Genomic DNA, 20,965 nt, shown 5'->3' with positions numbered 1-20,965 from the left:
TTTCAGCCCCTTATTTTGTATGTATAAACTAAAAGATTATACATATGAAAAATTTCCTAATACCTACTACTTTAAAAGATGATACAATTTCTGCTGTAAAATCAGCTATTAGTCAGGCAAAAGAATCAGACTGTGAAATTGTTTTAATGATGGTTTCTGAGACTCCAGATGCTTTTTCATCTTCTAATTTTTTACGTGAAATGAGAACCGGACTTACCAAAAGTCAGGAAGAAGTTCTCGAAACCTGCAGATATATGATTGATCATACTAAAAACTGCAAAATTAAAATTCACAATCAATACGGACTTTCGTCTCCAATTTTTAGAGGAATCATCGAGCATTTTGCTGTAAAATTAGTCGTTTTAACGCACTCTTATAAACAGGAAACAAAACGTATTCATCAATATTTAGTGCAATTAGCGGCAAATCAAAAATGTCCAATCCTGCATTTAGGAAACGATTTTAAAGAAGATTTTACAAAAGCACTTTATATAGAAAACAGCGCTGCAAATGTTCATGTAAAAGATGTACAGCAGTTTTTAAATGAAAATTTCTCTTATGAAATTGTAAGCCAGACTTCAAAAATTGATGACAATTACGAAGCAGCGGCACCTTATTTAACCGAAGCCATTTCAAAATATGAAATTGACCTTTTGGTAGAAACCCGCAAAGGCGAAAAAATCAAATTTAAAAAAGTAAAAAAACAAAACATTAATGATAAACTGGGACTTCCGGTACTTTCATTATATGAAGAAACCGTATAAAACCCGATTTCTTCTAAACAAATATTAATTTAATTAAAACCGAAAATATGTTATTAAAGAAAAGAATACCAATGAAGTACGTTCTCGGGAAAATTAAAGTAGAAATGGCTTTAGTGATTGCCTATACCGTATTGTTCGAAATTTTTCATCACTATTTTGTCACCCTTCCTGTAGATATTCCAATTGCGATTCCAACCATGATTGGAACTATTATTTCCTTATTATTAGCCTTTAAGTCGAATCAGGCTTATGATCGCTGGTGGGAAGCACGAATTGTTTGGGGCGCTGTTGTAAACGATTCCAGGACCTTAATACGTCAGGTTTTGACATTTTATAAAGATCCTGATTTTTCTGTAGAAGCAAGCGAATTCAAAGAGAATTTTGCCAAAAGACAAATTGCATGGTGTTATAGTTTAGGTCAGGCACTTCGAAACAAAGATGCTGTAAAACCCTTAAAAGGTTTAATGAGCGAAGATGAAATTAGATATATCAAAAACCATCAAAATGTTCCTAATGCTATTTTAATGCTTCATGCACGTGATCTTAAAAATGCTAAAAACGAGAAAAAAATCAACATGTATCAGCAAGTTGAAATCGATAATACATTATCGCGATTATGCGATGAAATGGGGAAATGCGAGAGAATCAAGAACACGATTTTCCCAACTACCTACAGCATGTACATTCGATTAACCTTGTGTTTATTTATTTTGTTACTGCCTTTTGGGCTGACAAGTGTATTGAGCTGGTTTGCGATTCCGTTGATTACTGCAATTGCTGCCGCTTTCTTTTTGATCGAAAGAATGGCGATTCATTTACAGGATCCGTTTGAAAACAGACCAACCGATACGCCGGTTACAACAATTGCAAACACAATCGAAAAAAATATCAAACAAATGCTAAACGAATATCAAAGCGAATTTGATATTCTAAAAGAATTCCACCTAGACGACGAACCTAAGAAAGTCGAAAAAGACGCTTATTTCGTGTTATAAGACTTTAATTTTGGTCTTCTTTAATTGTTGGCTGGACAGTGTATTGGTTAGCGCTGTCCAGCTTTTTTTTTGGAGTTGCTAAGATTCTAAGTTGCTAAGGTTCTGAGTTTTTGTCATTGCGAGGAACGAAGCAATCTCACTAACAAATCGATAAAGATTATAAACGCAAACATTTTAAACATAGCCCGTGGTTTCAACCACTGGAGCGCAATGTAATGACAATACAATGTCATACTCTGCGTCCCCGTGGTTGAAACCACGGGCTATATTAATTGGAGATGCTATTCTAAGTTTTTTTATTTTTAAAAGCACATAGTTTTGTCATTGCGAGGAACGAAGCAATCTCACTAACAATAAGACACAAAGTTTGATTTAGCAAGTGAGATTGCTTCGTTCCTCGCAATGACTTTACAACTGTTTTGCCGCCAATCTTCCCAAAGTCCGAATAGATTCCCTCAATTCATTACTCCACGGAAGCCCAAAACTCAAACGCATACAATTTGAAAACTGATTTTGAAAAGAAAAAATCCTTCCCGGCGCAATACTAATGTTATGTTTTAAAGCCAAATGATAAAAAGCAGCCGTATCAATTTTTTGATCTAATTCGACCCAAAGAAAAAATCCGCCCTGAGGCTGACTCACTTTTGTTCCTTCCGGAAAAGATTCTAAAACCGTATTGATATAATTATTGCAATTTTTATTCAGGATTTGGCGAATCTTACGAAGATGATTTTCATAACGTCCATTTTTCAAAAAATCGCCCACAACTTCATGTGTAATAGTAGGCGAGGAGATCGTATGATATAATTTTGTTCTTAAAACTTCTTTTTTAAATTTCCCAGGCGAAACCCAGCCAACGCGATAACCCGGAGCCAGACTTTTAGAAACAGAACTACAGCAAAGCACAATTCCGCTTTCGTCATAAGTTTTGCAGTTAGTAGGTCGGCTTGCGCCAAAGTACAAATCGCCGTGAATATCATCTTCAATTAATGGAACATTATAAAAATCCATTAAGCGCACAATTTCTTTTTTATGTTCATTTGGCAGCATACTTCCCGACGGATTGCTAAAATTACTCATCAAAACACAGGCTTTTATTTTATTGCTGGAAAGTGTTTTTTTAACTGCTTCCAGTTCAATTCCCGTTGTCATGTTCGTAGGAAGTTCCATTACATGCAAACCTAAAGAACTGGCCAATTGCAAAATACCAAAATAAACCGGACTTTCGGTAATAATTGTATCTCCTGGTTTGGTCAAAGTCAATAAACAATCTGAAATAGCAGAAATACAGCCCGGAGTTGTAATAATATCATCTTCCGTCAAAGAACCGCCCCAGGTAAACGACCAGCGCGCAATCTCTTTTCGTAAATTACTATTTCCCTGAATTTCCTCATAACTTGTACCACTGTTGGGTAATTGGCGCATGGCCTGAACCATTCCTTTATTCAGTTTAGCAATTGGAAGTAATTCATTTGAAGGAAAACCAAGCGAAAGCATCGTTAGGTTTTTTTTGCGCATATCGCCATAAACCAAATCGACTAAATCTTCGCGTTCAATATTTTCAACGGTTAAAATAGGAGTACTTGCAGAAGGTTCTGCAATTATTCGTGCCGAAATATTACTCACATAATAACCAGATTGCGGGCGCGATTCAATCAGCGATCTACTTTCAACTTCATAATACGCTTTGCTTACCGTACTCATGCTGTAGCCCGTTTCGGCACAGACTTCCCGTATCGAAGGCAGTTTGTCTCCAACACTTAAAAGCCCTGATTTTATCTGATTTTCTATAACATCGGCAAACTGTAAGTACAAGTAATTTGAACTCTTCATAAAAATAAACTGTTATGCTGCAATTTATAAAAACTGTATCTGTATTGCTATTTTATTTTTTAGAAATTTGTTTATTCAAAAACAAAAAAGAAATTGTCGTGAAAACAACGAAATATTATATTGCTGCCATTACCTGTTTTGTAATCTGGGGATTTTTCAGTTTGGTCTTAAAACCAATACATGATTACCCTTCATTAGATATTTTATTCTACCGTGTTTTCAGCTGCAGCATTTTAATGCTCCTGATTTCTGTTACATTTAGACGAAAAAAAGCCAAAGAAGCCATAGCAGCTTTTAAAGCAATGCCAAAAGCAGAAAAGAGAAAATCAGCTTTATTAAATATTGGCGGAAGCGTTTTTCTAATGGCCAATTGGTTCACTTTTATTTATGTTATGAATCATGTCAGCGTAAAAGCCACATCTTTGGCGTATTTGGTCTGCCCAATTTTAACCACATTACTGGCGTATTTTATTTTGCACGAAAAACTAAGTAAAACACAATGGATTGCAGTTGGATTAAGTATTTCAGGCTGTATTCTTTTGTCTTACGCCAACATAATGGATATGTTTTTCAGCATCATAATTGGCTTTACTTATGCCGCATATTTAGTAAGTCAGCGCGTTAACAAAGGTTTTGATAAATTTATAGTCCTAACGTTTCATATTACTTTGGCGGCTTTATTTTTAGTACCTTTTTTCCCTGCTTACAGCGGACCAATTCCAACAGAATTTAGGTTTTATTTCTGTATTGAAACTATTGCCATTTTGTTTACCATTTTCCCGCTGTTTCTTAATTTATATGCACTTTCAGGAATAAATTCTTCAACCGTTGGGATGCTTTTAAATATCAACCCAATGATTGCTTTTTTACTGGCCATGTTTTTTTATAAAGAACCATTTGGGATTATACAAATTATAGCATATGGCATTATTTTTATTGCAGTGTTAGTTTTTAATTCACATCATATTTTTGCCATAAAACAAAAATATATCCTGTCGTCTAAAGATTCTCAGTAAAGTAACTCTTGTATTTTTATTGGTTTAAAATGTAAAATTACGAGAATCTTAACAGGGTTTTAAAACAGGAATGAGTATTTTTCATTCCTGTTTTTTTATGCAGTAAAATGAAACATATAGGCCACAGATTGCACGGATTAAAGGGATTTTTTTTAGCCACGAATTACACGAATTTTCACGAATTTATTTTTATTCATACTAATTCTTTAAATTAATTTGAATTCGTGAAAATTCGTGTAATTCGTGGCAAATTTTCAACACAAAGAAAATAATCCTTTTAATCCGTGCAATCTGTGGCAAAAAAAAATAAAAACCGAATCTCTATTATATGAAACCAGCAAAACTTCAAGCTTTTACTCCATTGTTTTATTTAGTGTGGTCTGATGATCTTTTAACTCAAAAGGAATTTGCCACATTAAAAGAATTTATAAAATCCCAAAAAGCCCTTTCATCCGAAGAACAAGAATATCTTCTCTCTAAAGTTGATATTTCAAATCCGCCTTCGCGAAATGAACTCGCACAATGGAAACTGGATATTGAAAAAAGCATTCAGGATAAATCTTCGATAAAATCAATTTTTGATATTGCTGTGGCGCTTTCAGATAAAGATCTGGACATTTCATCCTTAGAATCAGACTTTACAAAACTCGAAAATGACCTTGGAATTTTAGGCGAAGAAGCACTTCAAAACTTCAAAATAAAAGCCGATTCTTTTACAGCGAATTCGCAAACGACAAGCAATTTTGACATCCAAAAAATAACCGAATTTCTGGACGGAAAAGAAGCTCACATCATAAAAAAAGTAAAATCAATTATTTCAAGACCTGAATTTGCTTACGAAACTTCGACAGATATTAATGTTTTCCGCCAAACCGTTTATAATTGGTGTAAAATTTTAGCCGATGAAAACTTAGGAAACATGGCGTATCCAAAAGAATACGGCGGAGGAGGAAACGTAGAAGATTATTTTGCTATTATGGAAACGCTGAGTTATCATGATTTAAGTCTGGTAATAAAATTTGGCGTTCAGTTTGGGCTTTGGGGAATGAGCGTTCAGTCACTCGGAACCGAGAAACATTATGCAAAATATTTAAAAGACATTGGTTCTTTAAAACTTCCGGGTTGTTTTGCTATGACCGAAACGCATCATGGATCGAACGTAAAAGGTTTAGAAACTACGGCAACTTATAATCATAGCGATCAGACTTTTACAATTCATACGCCAAATAAAAATGCTCAAAAAGAATATATTGGGAATGCAGCCGTTCACGGGCAAATGGCAACCGTTTTTGCGAAACTAATTATAGACGATCACGATTATGGCGTAAATGCTTTTGTAGTGCCTTTGCGCGATACAAATGGAAATACGATACACGGAGTTACAATTGGTGACTGCGGGCATAAAATGGGATTAAACGGCGTTGACAACGGAACTATCAGCTTTGATAATGTTGTGATTCCGAAAGAAAATATGCTGGATCGTTTTGCTTCGGTAAACGATAAAGGCGAATTTGAAAGTCCAATTCCGAGTGATAACAGAAGATTTTTTACCATGTTAGGAACTTTGGTAGGAGGAAGAATAGGGATTCCGCGTTCGGCATTGGCTGCAGCCAAATCTGGATTGACAATTGCCATTCGCTATAGCGACCAACGTCGACAATTTGGGCCAGAAGGTGGGTCAGAAGTTCCGATTTTAAATTACAGAATGCACCAACGCAGATTGTTACCGCATTTGGCAAAAACGTATGCCGTTCATTTTGCACTTCAATATCTGACCAAAAGATTTTTAAACAGAACTGAATCTGAAATGCAGGAAATCGAAGCGCTTGCAGCTGGAATGAAATCCTACTCAACCTGGAGTACAAGAGATATTTTACAGGAATGTCGTGAAGCGTGCGGCGGAAAAGGGTATTTATCTGAAAACCGAATCGACGCATTAAAAAATGATACTGAAATTTATACCACTTTTGAAGGTGATAATACCGTTTTAATGCAATTAGTGGCAAAAAATCGTTTGTCTGAATTCAGAAAATCTTTCGGAGAAATGGGGTCTTTGGGAATCATCAATTATGTATATGAAAATGCCAAAACAGCCATTACAGAAAAAAATCCAATTGCAACAAGAAGATCAGACGACGAACATTTACTTGACGGAGAATTTCATCTACAGGCTTTTGTACACAGAGAAAAAACAATTCTGGCTTCTGCAGCAAGACGTATCAAGAAATTAGTCGACGGCGGTTTAGAAGCTTATGATGCTTTTAATGTGGTTCAACATCAAATGATTGATGTTGCGCAGGCTTATTTGGAACGTATTGTTTTAGAACAATTTCAGGAAGCGATCAAAGCAATCAAAGATGAAAATTCAAAGCAAATATTGACCAAATTATATCAATTATATGCGCTTTCGCAGATTGAAAAAAACAAAGGATGGTATTTGGAAGATGGCTATATGGAAGCTGTAAAAACTAAAGCGGTTCGTAAACTTGTTAATCAGCTTTGCTGGGATATTCGCCCGGATGCTGTTGCGTTGGTAAATGCCTTTGATATTCCGGAGAGTTGTTTGGCAGCGCCAATTGCGGTGTAGTTTTTAAATATTTTTTAAACCATATAAGTGATATAAGGTTTATAAGTTTTTAGCGGAACTTTGTCAAAGTTTTAAACTTTGACAAAGTTTGTTTTCAACACAAAGTTTGTCATTCTGAGGAACGAAGAATCTTCGTAAGTGACTCGACAAAGATTGTGTGTTAATCTTTATAAAGCTGTTTTTGTTATAACACTTTAGTAATGTAATAAAATTATTTATGCCAAGAAAACCAGTCAAATCATTTTACTATTAAAATAACCAGCCTTTTGAAAATCATCTACATTCATAGAAATCGATTTAACTTCGGGCAAAATAGTATTTAATTTCGTTACAATTGCTTTTGATAAATTGTTTTTTTGTTCCTCATTTCGGCCTTCCATTATGTAGCCAAAAACATGAATAAAATCACTCAAAGTATTGCCATTATTATAATGTGAAAAAGGATTTATGCGAACTTTAATTTCTGGCGCGGTAAAAAGCTCTGTTGATAAAGCTGAATTAAAAACTTCCTGCATGATGTCATCTGCAGATTTTAATCTTAATACATTTTCAGAACATTCGATGATAAAATTTGGCATTTGATAGTAGTTTAAGTTAAAAATTCACCTCAATCAAAATTATAAAAACATTATTAGTTTTAGGTTATTTTACGAGATATATAAATAATTCATTTTTCTGTTTACACTTTATTATATTTGTACGTTTCATTTATTTTTAACTCAGTTTGAAAAATCCACTTTTGTTACTTTTTATCGTCTTGATGAGCTTTCCGGTTTTTGCTTCGGAAAGTACAGATGATATTATAGACAAGTTAAATCTGGCGCTAAAAAACAAGCAGCATTACGTTCGTTTAAAAGAAGAAAGGATTCTAAACTTTAAGAAAATCAAATCAGAGGATTTAACCAAAGAACAAGAATACAATTACAATAAAACCTTATATACAGAATACCAGAAGTTCAACTCAGATTCGGCTATTTTATACGTAAAAAAGAACTTAAAAATTGCCGATGAACTTCATGATAAAGATTTAGCAGATTTAGCCAATCTGCAATTGGTTACACTTTATTCCTCTTCAGGAAAATACCGTGAATCCGAAGCCATTTTAAAAAGTATTGACAAAAACAAATTGTCAAAATCGCTTCTTCCAAACTATTTTGTTTCGTATCGTGAATTTTTTGAGCATTACGCGGCAAACAGTTATAGCAAAGAATATTTACAGCAAATTCAAAAATACCGTGATTCGTTATTGATGGTTTTAGATCCAAAATCTATTAATTACCAAATCAATAAAATTCAGCACGATGTATATCATAAAAAAATAGTTAGTGCCCAAAAGCAATTAATGAATCTGCTTAAAAATACCAGCGAAGATGATCCGCAATATGCCATGATTACCTATTTGCTTGGAAGTATTTATGAGCATACACATCAGCTTGAATTGCGAAAAAAATATTATGCACTTTCGGCAACTTCTGATATTAAAAATGCTAATAAAGACAACGCTTCGCTGCAGGAATTAGCTTTGGTTTTTTACGAAATCGAAGATGTCGATATGGCGTATAAACTAACGCAATCGGCAATTGAAGATGCACTTTATTGTAATGTACAGTTTCGAACGCTTTTAATGTCAGAAGTATATTCGATCATTAATACCGTTTATTTAGAAAAAGAAGCCAAACGAAAAACAGAATTACAGCTTTATTTAATCTGCATCAGTTTACTTTCTGTATTTTTAATTATTGCGGTTATTTACGTTTACAAACAAATGAAAAAAGTTTCGAGAATTCGAGGAGAACTCTATGAAACCAGTCAAAAATTAGCCGAACTAAATCAGGATATTACCGAAACCAATAATCAGCTGCAGGAACGTAATGCACAATTATCTGAATCGAATCATATCAAGGAAGAATATATAGCGCATTTTTTCAGCCTTTGTTCAACATACATTAATAAACTGGAGAATTACCGCATCATTTTAAATAAAAAAGCAACGGCAAAACAATTTGACGAAATCTACAAAATGCTAAAGTCAACGACTTTGGTTGATACAGAATTAGAAGAATTGTATAAAAACTTCGATATTATTTTCCTGAATTTATATCCCACTTTTGTAAAAGACTTTAATGCCCTTTTAATTAAAGAAGAACAAATTGTTTTAAAACAGGGAGAATTGCTAAATACTGAGCTTCGAATTTTTGCTTTGATTCGTTTAGGAATTAACGACAGTGTAAAAATTGCGGCCTTTCTTCGTTACTCTTTAAGTACAATTTACAATTATCGAACAAGAGCCCGAAATAAAGCGGCAGTTTCGAGAAATGATTTTGAAGAAATGGTGATGAAAATAGGTTTAATTACATTGAAAATGTAAAGATTTATTTTAAAATCACTACTTTTTTTAGTCTTTATTTTTTGTTAAAAAATTGATAATCAATGTTTTAATTTTTTAATTCACTACTTTTTTTCGTTTAAAAATTCAAAACGAACTATAACGTTTTAGCTTTACAATATTATTAAAAGGTACAATTGACCACTTGTATCTATACCAAAAATTGAATGCTTAAATAAATTACTAGTTATGTTTAAAAACGTTAAAACAATCCTTGTTTTAGTTTTGTTGAGTTCATTCGGATTGAATGCACAAAATAAGGTTCCGGTTTATCTTGATGATAAAAAGCCAATTAGCGAGCGTGTAGAAGATGCGCTTTCAAGAATGACAACCGATGAAAAGATTGCCATAATTCATGCGCAGTCTAAATTTAGTTCACCTGGGGTAAAACGCCTTGGAATTCCGGAAAACTGGATGACTGACGGACCACACGGAATTCGTACTGAAGTAAAATGGGACGAATGGGACCAGGCAGGTTGGACAAATGATTCTTGTATCGCATTTCCGGCTTTAACGGCACTTTCTTCAACATGGAATAAAGAGTTAGCTTCTTTATACGGAAAATCAATTGGTGAAGAAGCGCGTTACCGAAACAAAAACGTACTATTAGGGCCTGGTGTAAACATTTACAGAAGTCCTTTAAACGGTCGTAACTTCGAATACATGGGAGAAGATCCCTTTTTAACTTCAAAAATGGTGGTTCCTTATATTAAAGGAGTTCAGTCTAATGGAGTTGCTGCCTGTGTGAAACACTTTGCCTTAAACAATCAGGAAACAAACCGTAATTCTGTTAACGTAGTAGTTGATGACCGTGCGTTGTACGAAATTTATCTTCCGGCTTTTAAAGCAGCTGTACAAGAAGGTGAAGTTTGGGCAATTATGGGAGCTTACAATAAATACAAAGGACAGCAATGCTGCCACAACGAATATTTATTAAACGATATTCTTCGCGGAGAATGGGGCTTTAAAGGTGTTGTAGTTTCTGACTGGGGAGGTGTAAACGATACGAAACAAGCTATTCACAATGGTTTGGATATGGAGTTTGGTTCATGGACAAACGGACTTTCATGGGGAACAAGTAATGCTTATGATAACTATTACTTAGCAAAACCATATTCTGAAATGATCAGAAAAGGTGAAATTGGAACGAAAGAATTAGACGAAAAAGTACGTCGCGTTTTACGTTTGGCTTTCTTGACTACAATGGATAGAAATCGTCCTTTTGGATCTTTTGGAACAGAAGAACATGCTAAAGCAGGTTTAAAAATTGCTCAGGAAGGAATCGTTTTATTACAAAACAATAACAACATTTTACCAATCGATCTTTCTAAAACTAAAAAGATTGCCGTTATCGGTGAAAATGCTATCAAAATGATGACTGTAGGAGGAGGAAGTTCTTCTCTAAAAGCACGTTACGAAATTACACCTCTTGAAGGTTTAAAGAAAAGAATTGGCAATCAGGCTGAAATCGTTTATGCTCGTGGTTACGTAGGAGATCCTACAAGTAATTATAACGGAGTTGTAGCAAAAGTAAGTTTAGAGGAAAAACGTTCTCCTGCTGAATTGACTGCTGAGGCTTTAAAAGTAGCTAAAGATGCTGATATTGTATTGTTTATTGGAGGTTTAAATAAAGCTCCAAATCAGGATGATGAAGGACACGATCGTAACGGATTAGAGCTTTCTTATGGTCAGGATAAATTAATCAGCGAATTAGCAAAAGTAAATAAGAATATTGTTTACGTAAATATTTCTGGAAATGCGGTTGCAATGCCGTGGGTAAAAGAAGTTCCGGGAATTGTTCAGGGATGGTTTTTAGGTACAGAAGCTGGAAATGCTTTGGCTTCGGTTTTAGTTGGAGATGTTAACCCTTCAGGAAAATTATCTTTCACTTTCCCAGTAAAATTATCGGATAACGGAGCACACGCTTTAGGAGAATTTCCGGGTAAAGATGAAGTAAAATACAACGAAGGAATTTTTGTTGGATACCGTTGGGCAGACAAACAAAAGATAAAACCATTATTCTCTTTCGGTCACGGATTAAGCTACACGACTTTTGCATACGGAAAAGTAACTGCTGATAAAAAACAAATTGCAAGCAGTGATAAAATCACGTTTTCTGTAACTGTAAAAAATACAGGAAGCAGAGAAGGATCTGAAGTAGTACAGCTTTATATCAGCGATTTAAAATCTTCATTACCTCGTCCGATTAAAGAATTAAAAGGGTTTGAGAAAGTTTCGCTAAAAGCGGGAGAAGAGAAAACAGTTACGTTTACAATCGATAAAACGGCTTTAAGTTTCTTTGATGATAAAAAACACGAATGGGTTGCTGAACCGGGAGCTTTTGAAGCTATCGTAGGAGCATCTTCAACTGATATAAAATCTAAAGTGGGCTTCTCACTTCAATAATTTCATTATTTCTAAATTGGTTGGTTGTAAAGCTGCAGTTGTAAAAAGTTGCAGCTTTGCTTTTTAAAATTAAGTTTTTCTTTTTTACCATTAAGATATTAAGTTAATTAAGCTTTGAACTTAATGCTTTAAAAGTTTAGTAAACACATTGCTTAATTTCTTAATGGTTCAATAAAAAATAAATGACATGAAAAATATTCTACTTATTGTTTTTACTTTATTTGTCACACAAAATATTTCGGCGCAAAGCCTGGAAAAAATGCAATGGTTTAATGAACCTGAAAAATGGGAAATTAAAAACAATGCCTTAATCATGAATGTAACCGCAAACAGCGATTATTGGAGAATTTCTCATTACGGATTCACGGTTGATGATGCACCTTTTTACTATGCAACTTACGGCGGTGAATTTGAAGCGAAAGTAAAAATCACCGGAAATTATATCGCTCGTTTCGACCAAATGGGTTTAATGATTCGTGTTGATGAAAAAAACTACATCAAAACCGGAGTAGAATTTGTTGACGGAAAATTCAATATCAGTACCGTTGTAACACACGATAAAAGCGACTGGAGTGTAACTACTCTAGAAAAAGCACCTCCATTTATCTGGATTAAAGCGGTTAGAAGATTAGATGCGATCGAAGTATTTTATTCTTTTGATGATAAAAATTATATCTTAACCAGAAATGCGCCTTTACAAGACAACACGCCTGTAATGGTTGGATTAATGGCCGCTTCTCCAGACGGAAAAGGTTTTGAAGCTAAATTCGAAAACTTCTCTGTAAAACATTTACCGGATCAAAGAAGATTAGAGTGGCTGAAAAACCACCAATAAATTAATTTTCAATTTTTTAAATTCCAAATTCCAATTTGTTAACGCATAGCTATGTTTGTTTAAATAAGTGAAACGCCTTTTTTAAAGTTCAGAAACTATGTTTCTATATGTTTAATTAAAATTTAAACTAACCTTATAATAACCAAAATATTTTATGAGTACAGTTATTTACACTGATATAAAGCCAAAAAAGCATTACGAAATTCTAGATGGTTTGCGTGGAGTTGCAGCTATTTTAGTTGTTATATTTCACATTTTTGAAACCTTTAGCGGCGGAAATCGTTTTATACAGATAATCAATCACGGTTATTTAGCTGTTGATTTCTTCTTTCTTTTATCAGGATTTGTTGTGGCGTATGCGTATGACGATCGCTGGGGGAAAATGACGCAATGGGAATTCTACAAACGCCGATTAATCCGTTTACAGCCCATGGTAATTATGGGAATGATCATTGGTGCTATATTTTATTATTTTCAGGCTTCAGATATATTGTTTCCACAAATTGCAGGAATGGAAGTGTGGAAAGTAATTTTAACCATGTTTATTGGTTTCACTTTATTGCCAATTCCGCCTTCAATGGAAATCAGAGGCTGGGGTGAAATGCATCCTTTAGATGGTCCGGCATGGTCACTTTTTTTCGAATACATTGCAAACATCTTGTACGCCCTAATTTTTCGCAGATTTTCGAATAAAGTGCTGTCAGTTTTCGTGCTGATATTTGCCGGACTGTTAATTAACTATACCGTTTTTGGTCCAAAAGGAGACGTAATTGGCGGCTGGTCTCTAAATTTGGAACAAATGAATGTTGGTTTCACCCGATTATTGTATCCGTTTTTTGCCGGAGTTTTACTTTCTCGTTTAGGAAAACTAATCCATATAAAAGGGGCTTTTTGGGTTTGCAGTATTTTAATCACAATTGTTTTAGCATTGCCAAGATTTGGAGACGAAAATACTTTATGGATGAATGGTTTATACGAATCTTTTGTTATCATTTTAATCTTTCCAATTATTGTTGCAATAGGAGCAGGCGGACAAATTAAAAGCGCTTTTTCGGCAAAAACATGCAAGCTTTTAGGGGATATTTCATACCCAATTTACATTACACATTATCCGTTAATTTATTGGTACACCGCTTGGGTTGTCAATGATAAAGTTTCCCTTGAAGACGGATTAATCCCTGGAATTGCACTTCTAGCAGCAAGTATTATTTTGGCTTTCGTATGTTTAAAATTATACGATGAACCGGTTCGTAATTGGCTTCAGAATAAATTTCAAAAGCGTAAAATAGTGTAAAATGGTACAAGGTAGAGATGCACTGCAGTGCATCTACGCAACGTATATAAAATCTTGAATTTCTAATTTGTTAGTTATAGATATTCAAAAAAGGGATGAAACTTTTAAGCTTTATCCCTTTCTATTTATAGTGCGTCTTCATCGCCACAGATTAAAGGATTAAAATGATTTATGCCATTTGTATTTGTAGAGATAAAGTAAAATTATATTGTAAGATTTTATTGCAATATATTTGTAGTATAAAATATCTGAAAAAAAATGTTAGAACCAGATGAAACCGAGAAAATGCCAATATACCAAAAGGCAGAACAAATTTTTAAATTAACACAAGGATTAGTCTATATTGTTCCTGCGGATAATGAATATTTACAGGAAACAGTAGTTCGTTTTATGTTAGAAAATGCTATGCTTATTCCAGTAAAAATTGCAGGAGCAGAAGGAGGAGATTTATATGATCTTCGTATGGAAAATGCAGCGATTATTAGAAAAGCTGCTCGAGAATTATATGTTCAGGCTGGGAGTTTACGATATGAAGAGGGGATAAAAGATATGGATTATATTTCTTTATTAAGAAGCACCATTGAAGAATTTCGTCTGCTATTTATTGATTGGGTTGCGAACTTTGATGTTTGGAATTACATAAAAGACAGCTGGGGACTATTTAATCCGCCGGGTGTAAATGCCCATGATAAAGATCCAGATGATGACATTCCTTTCAATCCAAACGATTATTTTAATTCTGATAACGATGACGGCGATGATCTATAAAAAACAAAATGAATGAAGCTTTTAAGCTTTATCCCTTTCTATTTAGTAGAGGCGCACCGCAGTGCGTCTTTTTTTAAAGGATTAAAATGATTTGATCAATTGTAAATCTGTAAAAATTACGTTTAAATCTCGCGTCTATACTTTGCGAAGACGCACTGCTGTGCGTCTCTACGGATATACATTTCGAAAAAAAAATAAACAGGGATGAACATTTCGAAAAAATAAACAGGGATGAAACTTAATAGTCTCATCCCTGTTGTATTATTTTTTGCACAGATTAAAAGATTAAAACAATTAAAACCAGCGTAAACCAGTAAAATCCGTTAAACCAGTGGGCCATCTTTAAGATTTATTCTAACACTAATGCTCCCAAAGCTTCTTTACTAAAACCTTTCAAATCATCAGTTTTTCCGGCTTTAATTTTAGCAGTCCAATTTGGGTCAGATAATAAAGGTCTTCCAACAGCAACCAAATCAAAATCACCTCTGTCGAAACGTCTGTTCAATTCTTCTAAAGAAGTTGGCTCAGAACTTTCACCAGCAAAAGCACCAAAGAAATCTCCAGAAAGACCAACAGAACCAACTGTAATAGTTGGAGCTCCGGTAACTTTTTTAGCCCATCCTGCAAAATTCAAATCAGAATCTTCAAATTCAGGTTCCCAGAATCTGCGTTGCGAAGCGTGTATAATATCCACTCCGGCATCCACAAGAGGAGTAAGCCAAGCTTCTAATTCCTGCGGATTTTTAGCCAGTTTATAATTGTAATCAGAAGGTTTAAATTGAGAAAAACGCATGATCACGGCAAAATCGTTGCCCACTTGTTTTCTAACTTCTTTAATCACTTCAATAGCAAAACGATTACGTTCCGGTAAAGTTTTTCCACCGTAAATGTCTTCACGTAAATTCGTTTCAGCTCTAAAAAACTGGTCAATTAAATAACCGTGTGCACCGTGAATTTCAACAGTATCAAAACCTAATCTTTTGGCATCAGCCGCAGCTTGACCAAAAGCAATTATTGTGTCTTCAATATCTTTTTCAGACATTGTAATACCATTTCTAAAATCAGGACGATTTAATCCGGAAGGACCTTCAAAAGGAACTGGCGGAACCCATCCTGAATGGTGGTTATCCATAATTCCCATATGCCAAATCTGCGGACCCATTTTTCCGCCTGCAGCATGAACTTCATCAATAACTTTTTTCCATCCGTTTAAAGAAGCTTCACCGTGAAAATGCGGTACATTAGCATCATTTGATGAAGAAGGTCTGTTGATTACAGTTCCTTCAGATAATATTAAACCAACTTCGCCTTCAGCTCTTTTTTGGTAGTAAGCAGCTACTTCATCAGTTGGAACTCCGTTTGGAGAAAAAGAGCGCGTCATTGGCGCCATTACGATTCGGTTTTTAAGGTTTAACGATTTTAAGTTAAACGGCGAAAACAGGTTGTTTGTACTCATAAGTAATTTACAAATTAGATTGAATTAATTTACTGAGTGCTTCAAAGGCACCTTCGTTGCGTTTATAGTAAGTCCATTGTCCAACACGTTTGGCTTCGATGAAACCGGCGCGTTGTAAAATAGACAGGTATTCTGATACTGTAGATTGTGTCAAACCGGCTTTGGCCTGAATTTGTCCCACGCAGACTCCGTGTTCAAATCCGCCATGTTCCAGCTGACTGGGAAAGTTTATTTCGGGTTCCTTAAGCCATTCCAGCATTTGTAATCTGGACTTGTTAGAGAGTGCCTTAAAAAGTTCTATATTTTCCATGATGCAAATATATCGACTTTTCCCGATATATCAATTTAAAGAAATGTTTTTGTGAAAATTTTATGATAGAGGAGGAGAAATGATGAAGAATTTAGGAAAGAAAAATTATATTTGCTAACGTATTAATCTCGCAATCCCGATAGCTATCGGGAGCGAAGCCGCAAAGTTGTTTTTTCAATTGCCTCCAGCTTTAGCTGGAGATAGTAAGAAAGATAGAAAAAGGGCTTTAGCCAAACTTTATATTTTTGGCTAAAGCCTTTCAAGCTAATTTTTATAAACCTCCAGCTAAAGCTGGAGGCAATTCATAGAAAAGACTAAAAAAACTTTGCGACTCTGCGACTTTGCGAGATTAAAAAACGTTCCCCAAAACAAATAAACTTAATCAATTATGAAAAAAACTTTACTTATTTTAGGATTCTTATGTTGTGTAATAACCAGTTCAAAAGCGCAGGTTGTAGGTACTGATATTGGTGATATAGCGCCAGAAATCGATCTTCCAGATACAAAAGGAAACAATGTGGTACTTTCATCTTTGCGAGGTTCGCTGACTTTAGTTGACTTTTGGGCTTCATGGTGCGGACCATGTATTAAAGAACAGCCAACTTTACTAAAATTATACAATGCATATCCTGATAAATTTTCAATTTACAGTGTTTCTATGGATACTAAAAAGCCTTTATGGTTAGGAGCAATTGCAAAAGGAAAACTGCCTTGGATACAAGTAAGCGATTTAAAATATTGGAAATCTCCGGTTATTGGAGATTATATGCTTCAGTCAGTTCCCTTGAACTTTTTAATTGATAAAAACGGAATTATTCTGGCAAAGAATATTCATGGAAAAGCTTTAGAAGATATGGTTAATAGTTTGTTGACTGCTCAGTAATAAATAACTTGTAAAAGATGAAAGATTACATTGTACTTGCATTAATTCTTATCGTTTTTTTAACCCCATTTATATTTGCTTACTATAAAGATTATAAAAATAATCCCGTTGAGTTTATAAGAGATTTAAAAGGAATGGTAAAATTATTATTGTTAGTAGTTTGTTGTTTCTTTACAAATAAAATAATTGATTTAATTCAGCATTTTTTCAATTAATAAAGAAGTTATAAAAATAACCTTCTTTGTTTCAGATCTCAAGCTTCATGCTTTACTCCGCGATTAAACATATATAGGAAGTAGTAAAATTTAAATTAGATTATAATGCAAAAATCAATTTTAGTATTGTTCATCCTGGTTTCATTACATTGTAATTCACAAACACTTGAAACGGTTTATAAAATGAAATCATCTTATCAAAGTTGTTTAGATAAAGGCGATGACATGCAAGGTTGTGCGATTGACTATTACAATAAATCGGACAGTCTGCTAAATGTTGTTTACAAAAAATTGAAAACCAATATAAGTTCTAGAGAACAATCTAAACTAAAAAAAGAACAGCAAGAGTGGTTAAAAAAACGCAATGAATTCTTTGAAAAAGTATATTCAGATACCAAAAAAGAAGGCAATTTTAGAGAAGGAAGCAGCGATTTTACAATGATTGTGTTTGATGAAAAAGCAAAATTTGTCTTCGGAAGAGTAAAGGAACTTATTAAACGAATTTAATTTTCAATTTTTAGTTTAAATGGAATCAAACCTTTCTTTATCAGACTTTCGTACGAGATTGCAAAATAATATTGAAATAGGTTCTTTAAAAGTGAACTTAAGTCACTTTAGACTATTTCCTATATTTGGAGGAGCAAAACCTTTTTACGGACTTTTTGATGATAAAAGTTTTCGGTTAACTATAAATTCAGCGACATCTCCCACAATTTTTATTGTGAGAGGAAATTACAAGAATATACATAATAGGGTTAATGTGAATTACGTCGTTGAAGAAAACAGCAAATTTCAGTTACTTTGGACGAAATTCTCTCCAGTAGTTTTTCTAATATTCATTAATGTATTTTTTCTTTTCTTTGGAAGAGGCCTTAGACGAGCCACTACAATTGTGAGTTTGTTTCTTCTTATTGTCATTTTCTATTCAAGATGGAAAGAAGAAAGGAAGAGGAAAAAATTAGAGCAAAAATTTATCAGGATTTTTGAAATTAAATCAGATAAAAAATAGATTACGTAAAATGCAATCAAAACTAAGCTTATCCGAATTTCGTACAAGACTTAAAAATAATACTGAAATTGGTTCTCCAAGACTAAAATTAAGTCCATTTTCTATTTTTACAATATTTGACGGACATTCAAAACCTTTTTATGGACTCTTTGATGATAAAGATTTTCGCTTAACGATGAACTCTACAATGTCACCAACGTATTTCATAATTAAAGGAAGATATAAAATAATTAAAAATATACTTACTGTTAATTATGAAATAGAACCGCGTCCAAAGTTTTATTTAGGCTGGATGAAATATTTACCAATAGTTATCTTAATTTCAATAAATATATTGTTACTCTCTTCTGGAAAAACGCCTAAAGAAGCATTCATACCAATAAATATATGTTTTTTATTTATGGTTTTCTTTTCAAGGTGGCATGTTAAACAAAAAAGAAAAAATATAGAACAAAAGTTTATTGAAATTTTTGAAATTGGATAAGAATATTGCAATCTCGATCTTTGTCAAGCTGAAACTTTGACAAAGATCGGGACTGTAATCAAAACTTGAAACCTGAAACAAAGAAAACCTGAAACAAAGAAAACCTGAAACAAAGAAAACCTGAAACAAAAAACTTAAATATTAATAGCTCCCTGTCCGGAAGCAATCATATAAGCTTCTTTTAAAGTTTCAGAATAGGTTGGGTGAGCATATGAAATTCTGAACATATCTTCGTCTGTAACTTCATATTCCATTCCAATTACACCTTGAGCGATTAAATCTGCAGCTCGCGGGCCAATGACATGCATTCCTAAAAGTTCACCGTATTTTGGATCAGATAAGATTTTAGAAAAACCATCTTTTTCCATAGCAGCTCTTGCTCTTGCACTGGCTGAGAACGGAAATTTTCCAACACGATATTCAATACCTTTTTCTTTCAATTCTTCTTCGGTATAACCAACGGAAGCCACTTCTGGCCAAGTATAAACAACGCCCGGAATTAATTTGTAATTAATATGCGGTTTTTGACCGTTAATAGTTTCGGCAACAAAAATCCCTTCCTCTTCGGCTTTGTGTGCCAGCATTGCTCCGGCAACAACATCGCCAATAGCATAAATATTTTCGGATTTGGTTTGCAGTTTTTCGTTTGTAACGATTCGGCCTTTTGAGTCGACTTCGATATTGGTATTTTCTAAACCTAAACCTTCAGTATAAGGTTTTCTTCCAACAGCAACCAGACAATAATCGGCGGTAATTTCCTGTGGATTATTGGAAGCATCCAAAAAGCTGACTGTTGTATTCTTACCGTTATTTTTAGCCGATTGTACTTTGTGACTTAATAAAATCTTGATATTCTGTTTGGTAAAAATCTTTTTAAGTTCTTTTCCAAGATCTTTATCCATTGTTGGAATCAGGCTGTCAAAATATTCTATTATGGTAATCTCAACGCCAATTCTGGCATAAATAGAAGCCATTTCTACACCAATTACGCCTCCGCCAATAATGACAATGCTTTTCGGTTTTTCTGGCAATGAAAGAGCTTCTGTTGAAGTTATGATTCGTTGTTTGTCGATTTCAACTCCAGGAATTGTAGCTGGTTTTGAACCTGTTGCAATAATAAAATAAGTCGAAGTAATTTTAGTTGAATTGCCATCGTTGTGTTTTACGTTCAATTCTGAATTATTCAAAAACGAACCAATTCCTTCAAAAACCTCGATTTTGTTTTTCTTCATTAAAAAATTAAGTCCGGCAATATTCTGTTCTACAACTTCACCTTTTCTTTTGATTAATTGTTTGAAATCCAAACTCAATTTTCCGGTTAGGATTCCGTGTGTCGCAAATTTAGTTTCGGCAGTATGATAATGTTCTGTACTGTCAAGTAATGCTTTTGTGGGGATGCAGCCAACATTTGTGCAGGTTCCGCCAAGGGCTTTATATTTTTCTACAAGGGCAGTTTTGTAACCTAATTGCGAACAGCGAATTGCCGATGCATACCCGCCCGGACCAGAACCAATAACAACAATATCAAATTTTGTTTCCATAAATGAATTTTTTAAATAATTAAAAGAACATTTTAGTTAAAGCAATCAATATGCCTTTATTTAAGTTGTTGAAATTTAATAATTAAAAATGTATTCTGGAAAAGAATTTACTGTATTTCGTTATTTAAAAAGTTGAATTCATGATATTTAAAAAGTAATCCCAAATTGAAAACCAACCGTAAA

General features: G+C 33.9%; 19 protein-coding genes. 14 read left to right on the top strand and 5 right to left on the bottom strand.

Going from position 1 to position 20,965, the window contains the following annotated elements; all coding sequences use genetic code 11:
• Window positions 1–44 precede the first annotated feature (44 nt).
• Both BUE10_RS02535 and BUE10_RS02530 read left to right on the top strand, forming a co-directional pair.
• Complete coding sequence (locus BUE10_RS02535; RefSeq protein ID WP_073482023.1) at window positions 45–764, top strand: adenine nucleotide alpha hydrolase family protein; 720 nt, start codon at window positions 45–47, stop codon at window positions 762–764.
• Window positions 765–811: 47 nt separating this feature from the next.
• Window positions 812–1,759 carry a bestrophin family protein gene (locus tag BUE10_RS02530; RefSeq protein ID WP_073482020.1) on the top strand — a complete coding sequence of 316 codons (948 nt, stop codon included), beginning with the start codon at window positions 812–814 and terminating at the stop codon, window positions 1,757–1,759.
• A 408-nt stretch (window positions 1,760–2,167) separates the two neighbouring features.
• Here the strand turns inward: BUE10_RS02530 and BUE10_RS02525 are convergent, their stop codons facing one another.
• Window positions 2,168–3,592, bottom strand: a complete 1,425-nt coding sequence (locus tag BUE10_RS02525) for an aminotransferase-like domain-containing protein (protein WP_073482017.1) — start codon at window positions 3,590–3,592, stop codon at window positions 2,168–2,170.
• 98 nt (window positions 3,593–3,690) lie between these two features.
• Here BUE10_RS02525 and BUE10_RS02520 point away from each other — a divergent pair, with 98 nt between their 5' ends.
• The gene (locus BUE10_RS02520; RefSeq protein WP_073483019.1) at window positions 3,691–4,608 is read left to right on the top strand and encodes an EamA family transporter; all 918 of its coding nucleotides are present in this window, start codon (window positions 3,691–3,693) and stop codon (window positions 4,606–4,608) included.
• Window positions 4,609–4,936: 328 nt separating this feature from the next.
• Window positions 4,937–7,195: an acyl-CoA dehydrogenase family protein gene (locus BUE10_RS02515; RefSeq protein ID WP_073482014.1), complete on the top strand. Its 2,259-nt coding sequence runs from the start codon at window positions 4,937–4,939 to the stop codon at window positions 7,193–7,195.
• A 233-nt stretch (window positions 7,196–7,428) separates the two neighbouring features.
• Here BUE10_RS02515 and BUE10_RS02510 read toward each other — a convergent pair whose 3' ends face one another.
• On the bottom strand, window positions 7,429–7,773 hold the full coding sequence (locus BUE10_RS02510) for a 5-carboxymethyl-2-hydroxymuconate Delta-isomerase (RefSeq protein ID WP_073482011.1): 345 nt from the start codon (window positions 7,771–7,773) through the stop codon (window positions 7,429–7,431).
• Between the two features lie 146 nt (window positions 7,774–7,919).
• Here BUE10_RS02510 and BUE10_RS02505 point away from each other — a divergent pair, with 146 nt between their 5' ends.
• The 5 genes from BUE10_RS02505 (at window position 7,920) to BUE10_RS02485 (ending at window position 14,884) form a co-directional block, all read left to right on the top strand.
• On the top strand, window positions 7,920–9,563 hold the full coding sequence (locus BUE10_RS02505; protein WP_073482009.1) for a DUF6377 domain-containing protein: 1,644 nt from the start codon (window positions 7,920–7,922) through the stop codon (window positions 9,561–9,563).
• Window positions 9,564–9,770: 207 nt separating this feature from the next.
• On the top strand, window positions 9,771–11,987 hold the full coding sequence (locus tag BUE10_RS02500) for a glycoside hydrolase family 3 C-terminal domain-containing protein (protein WP_073482006.1): 2,217 nt from the start codon (window positions 9,771–9,773) through the stop codon (window positions 11,985–11,987).
• A gap of 187 nt (window positions 11,988–12,174) precedes the next feature.
• Window positions 12,175–12,822 (top strand): DUF1349 domain-containing protein, encoded by a 648-nt coding sequence (locus BUE10_RS02495; RefSeq protein ID WP_073482003.1) that lies wholly within the window; start codon window positions 12,175–12,177, stop codon window positions 12,820–12,822.
• Window positions 12,823–12,976: 154 nt separating this feature from the next.
• The gene (locus tag BUE10_RS02490) at window positions 12,977–14,116 is read left to right on the top strand and encodes an acyltransferase family protein (protein ID WP_073482000.1); all 1,140 of its coding nucleotides are present in this window, start codon (window positions 12,977–12,979) and stop codon (window positions 14,114–14,116) included.
• A 258-nt stretch (window positions 14,117–14,374) separates the two neighbouring features.
• Window positions 14,375–14,884, top strand: coding sequence for a hypothetical protein (locus BUE10_RS02485; RefSeq protein WP_073481997.1), 510 nt, complete (start codon window positions 14,375–14,377; stop codon window positions 14,882–14,884).
• 349 nt (window positions 14,885–15,233) lie between these two features.
• Here BUE10_RS02485 and BUE10_RS02480 read toward each other — a convergent pair whose 3' ends face one another.
• Together BUE10_RS02480 and BUE10_RS02475 are read right to left on the bottom strand one after the other, a co-directional pair.
• Complete coding sequence (locus BUE10_RS02480) at window positions 15,234–16,340, bottom strand: NADH:flavin oxidoreductase (protein ID WP_073481993.1); 1,107 nt, start codon at window positions 16,338–16,340, stop codon at window positions 15,234–15,236.
• 7 nt (window positions 16,341–16,347) lie between these two features.
• The gene (locus tag BUE10_RS02475) at window positions 16,348–16,650 is read right to left on the bottom strand and encodes an ArsR/SmtB family transcription factor (RefSeq protein ID WP_035644774.1); all 303 of its coding nucleotides are present in this window, start codon (window positions 16,648–16,650) and stop codon (window positions 16,348–16,350) included.
• 388 nt (window positions 16,651–17,038) lie between these two features.
• Between BUE10_RS02475 and BUE10_RS02470 the strand changes: the two genes are divergently transcribed.
• The 5 genes from BUE10_RS02470 to BUE10_RS02450 all read left to right on the top strand — a co-directional run bounded on the left by BUE10_RS02470 (window position 17,039) and on the right by BUE10_RS02450 (window position 19,241).
• Window positions 17,039–17,533, top strand: coding sequence for a TlpA family protein disulfide reductase (locus BUE10_RS02470; protein ID WP_073481990.1), 495 nt, complete (start codon window positions 17,039–17,041; stop codon window positions 17,531–17,533).
• Between the two features lie 17 nt (window positions 17,534–17,550).
• Window positions 17,551–17,748, top strand: a complete 198-nt coding sequence (locus BUE10_RS02465; protein WP_073481987.1) for a hypothetical protein — start codon at window positions 17,551–17,553, stop codon at window positions 17,746–17,748.
• 105 nt (window positions 17,749–17,853) lie between these two features.
• Window positions 17,854–18,255: a lysozyme inhibitor LprI family protein gene (locus tag BUE10_RS02460; protein WP_073481981.1), complete on the top strand. Its 402-nt coding sequence runs from the start codon at window positions 17,854–17,856 to the stop codon at window positions 18,253–18,255.
• Between the two features lie 19 nt (window positions 18,256–18,274).
• Window positions 18,275–18,757 (top strand): hypothetical protein, encoded by a 483-nt coding sequence (locus BUE10_RS02455; protein ID WP_073481979.1) that lies wholly within the window; start codon window positions 18,275–18,277, stop codon window positions 18,755–18,757.
• Window positions 18,758–18,767: 10 nt separating this feature from the next.
• A complete protein-coding gene (locus BUE10_RS02450; protein WP_073481976.1) occupies window positions 18,768–19,241 on the top strand; it encodes a hypothetical protein in 474 nt (157 codons plus the stop codon).
• Between the two features lie 134 nt (window positions 19,242–19,375).
• On the opposite strand, the gene lpdA is transcribed toward BUE10_RS02450, so the two are convergent.
• A complete protein-coding gene (gene lpdA, locus BUE10_RS02445) occupies window positions 19,376–20,782 on the bottom strand; it encodes a dihydrolipoyl dehydrogenase (RefSeq protein WP_073481973.1) in 1,407 nt (468 codons plus the stop codon).
• Window positions 20,783–20,965: the final 183 nt, after the last annotated feature.

Origin of the sequence: Flavobacterium sp. CF108 (assembly GCF_900129795.1) — a bacterium.
In the GTDB taxonomy this organism is placed as follows: Bacteria; Bacteroidota; Bacteroidia; order Flavobacteriales; family Flavobacteriaceae; genus Flavobacterium.
The sequence above is the reverse complement of the archived record's forward strand: the minus strand, read 5'-3'. Positions and strand labels throughout refer to the sequence as shown.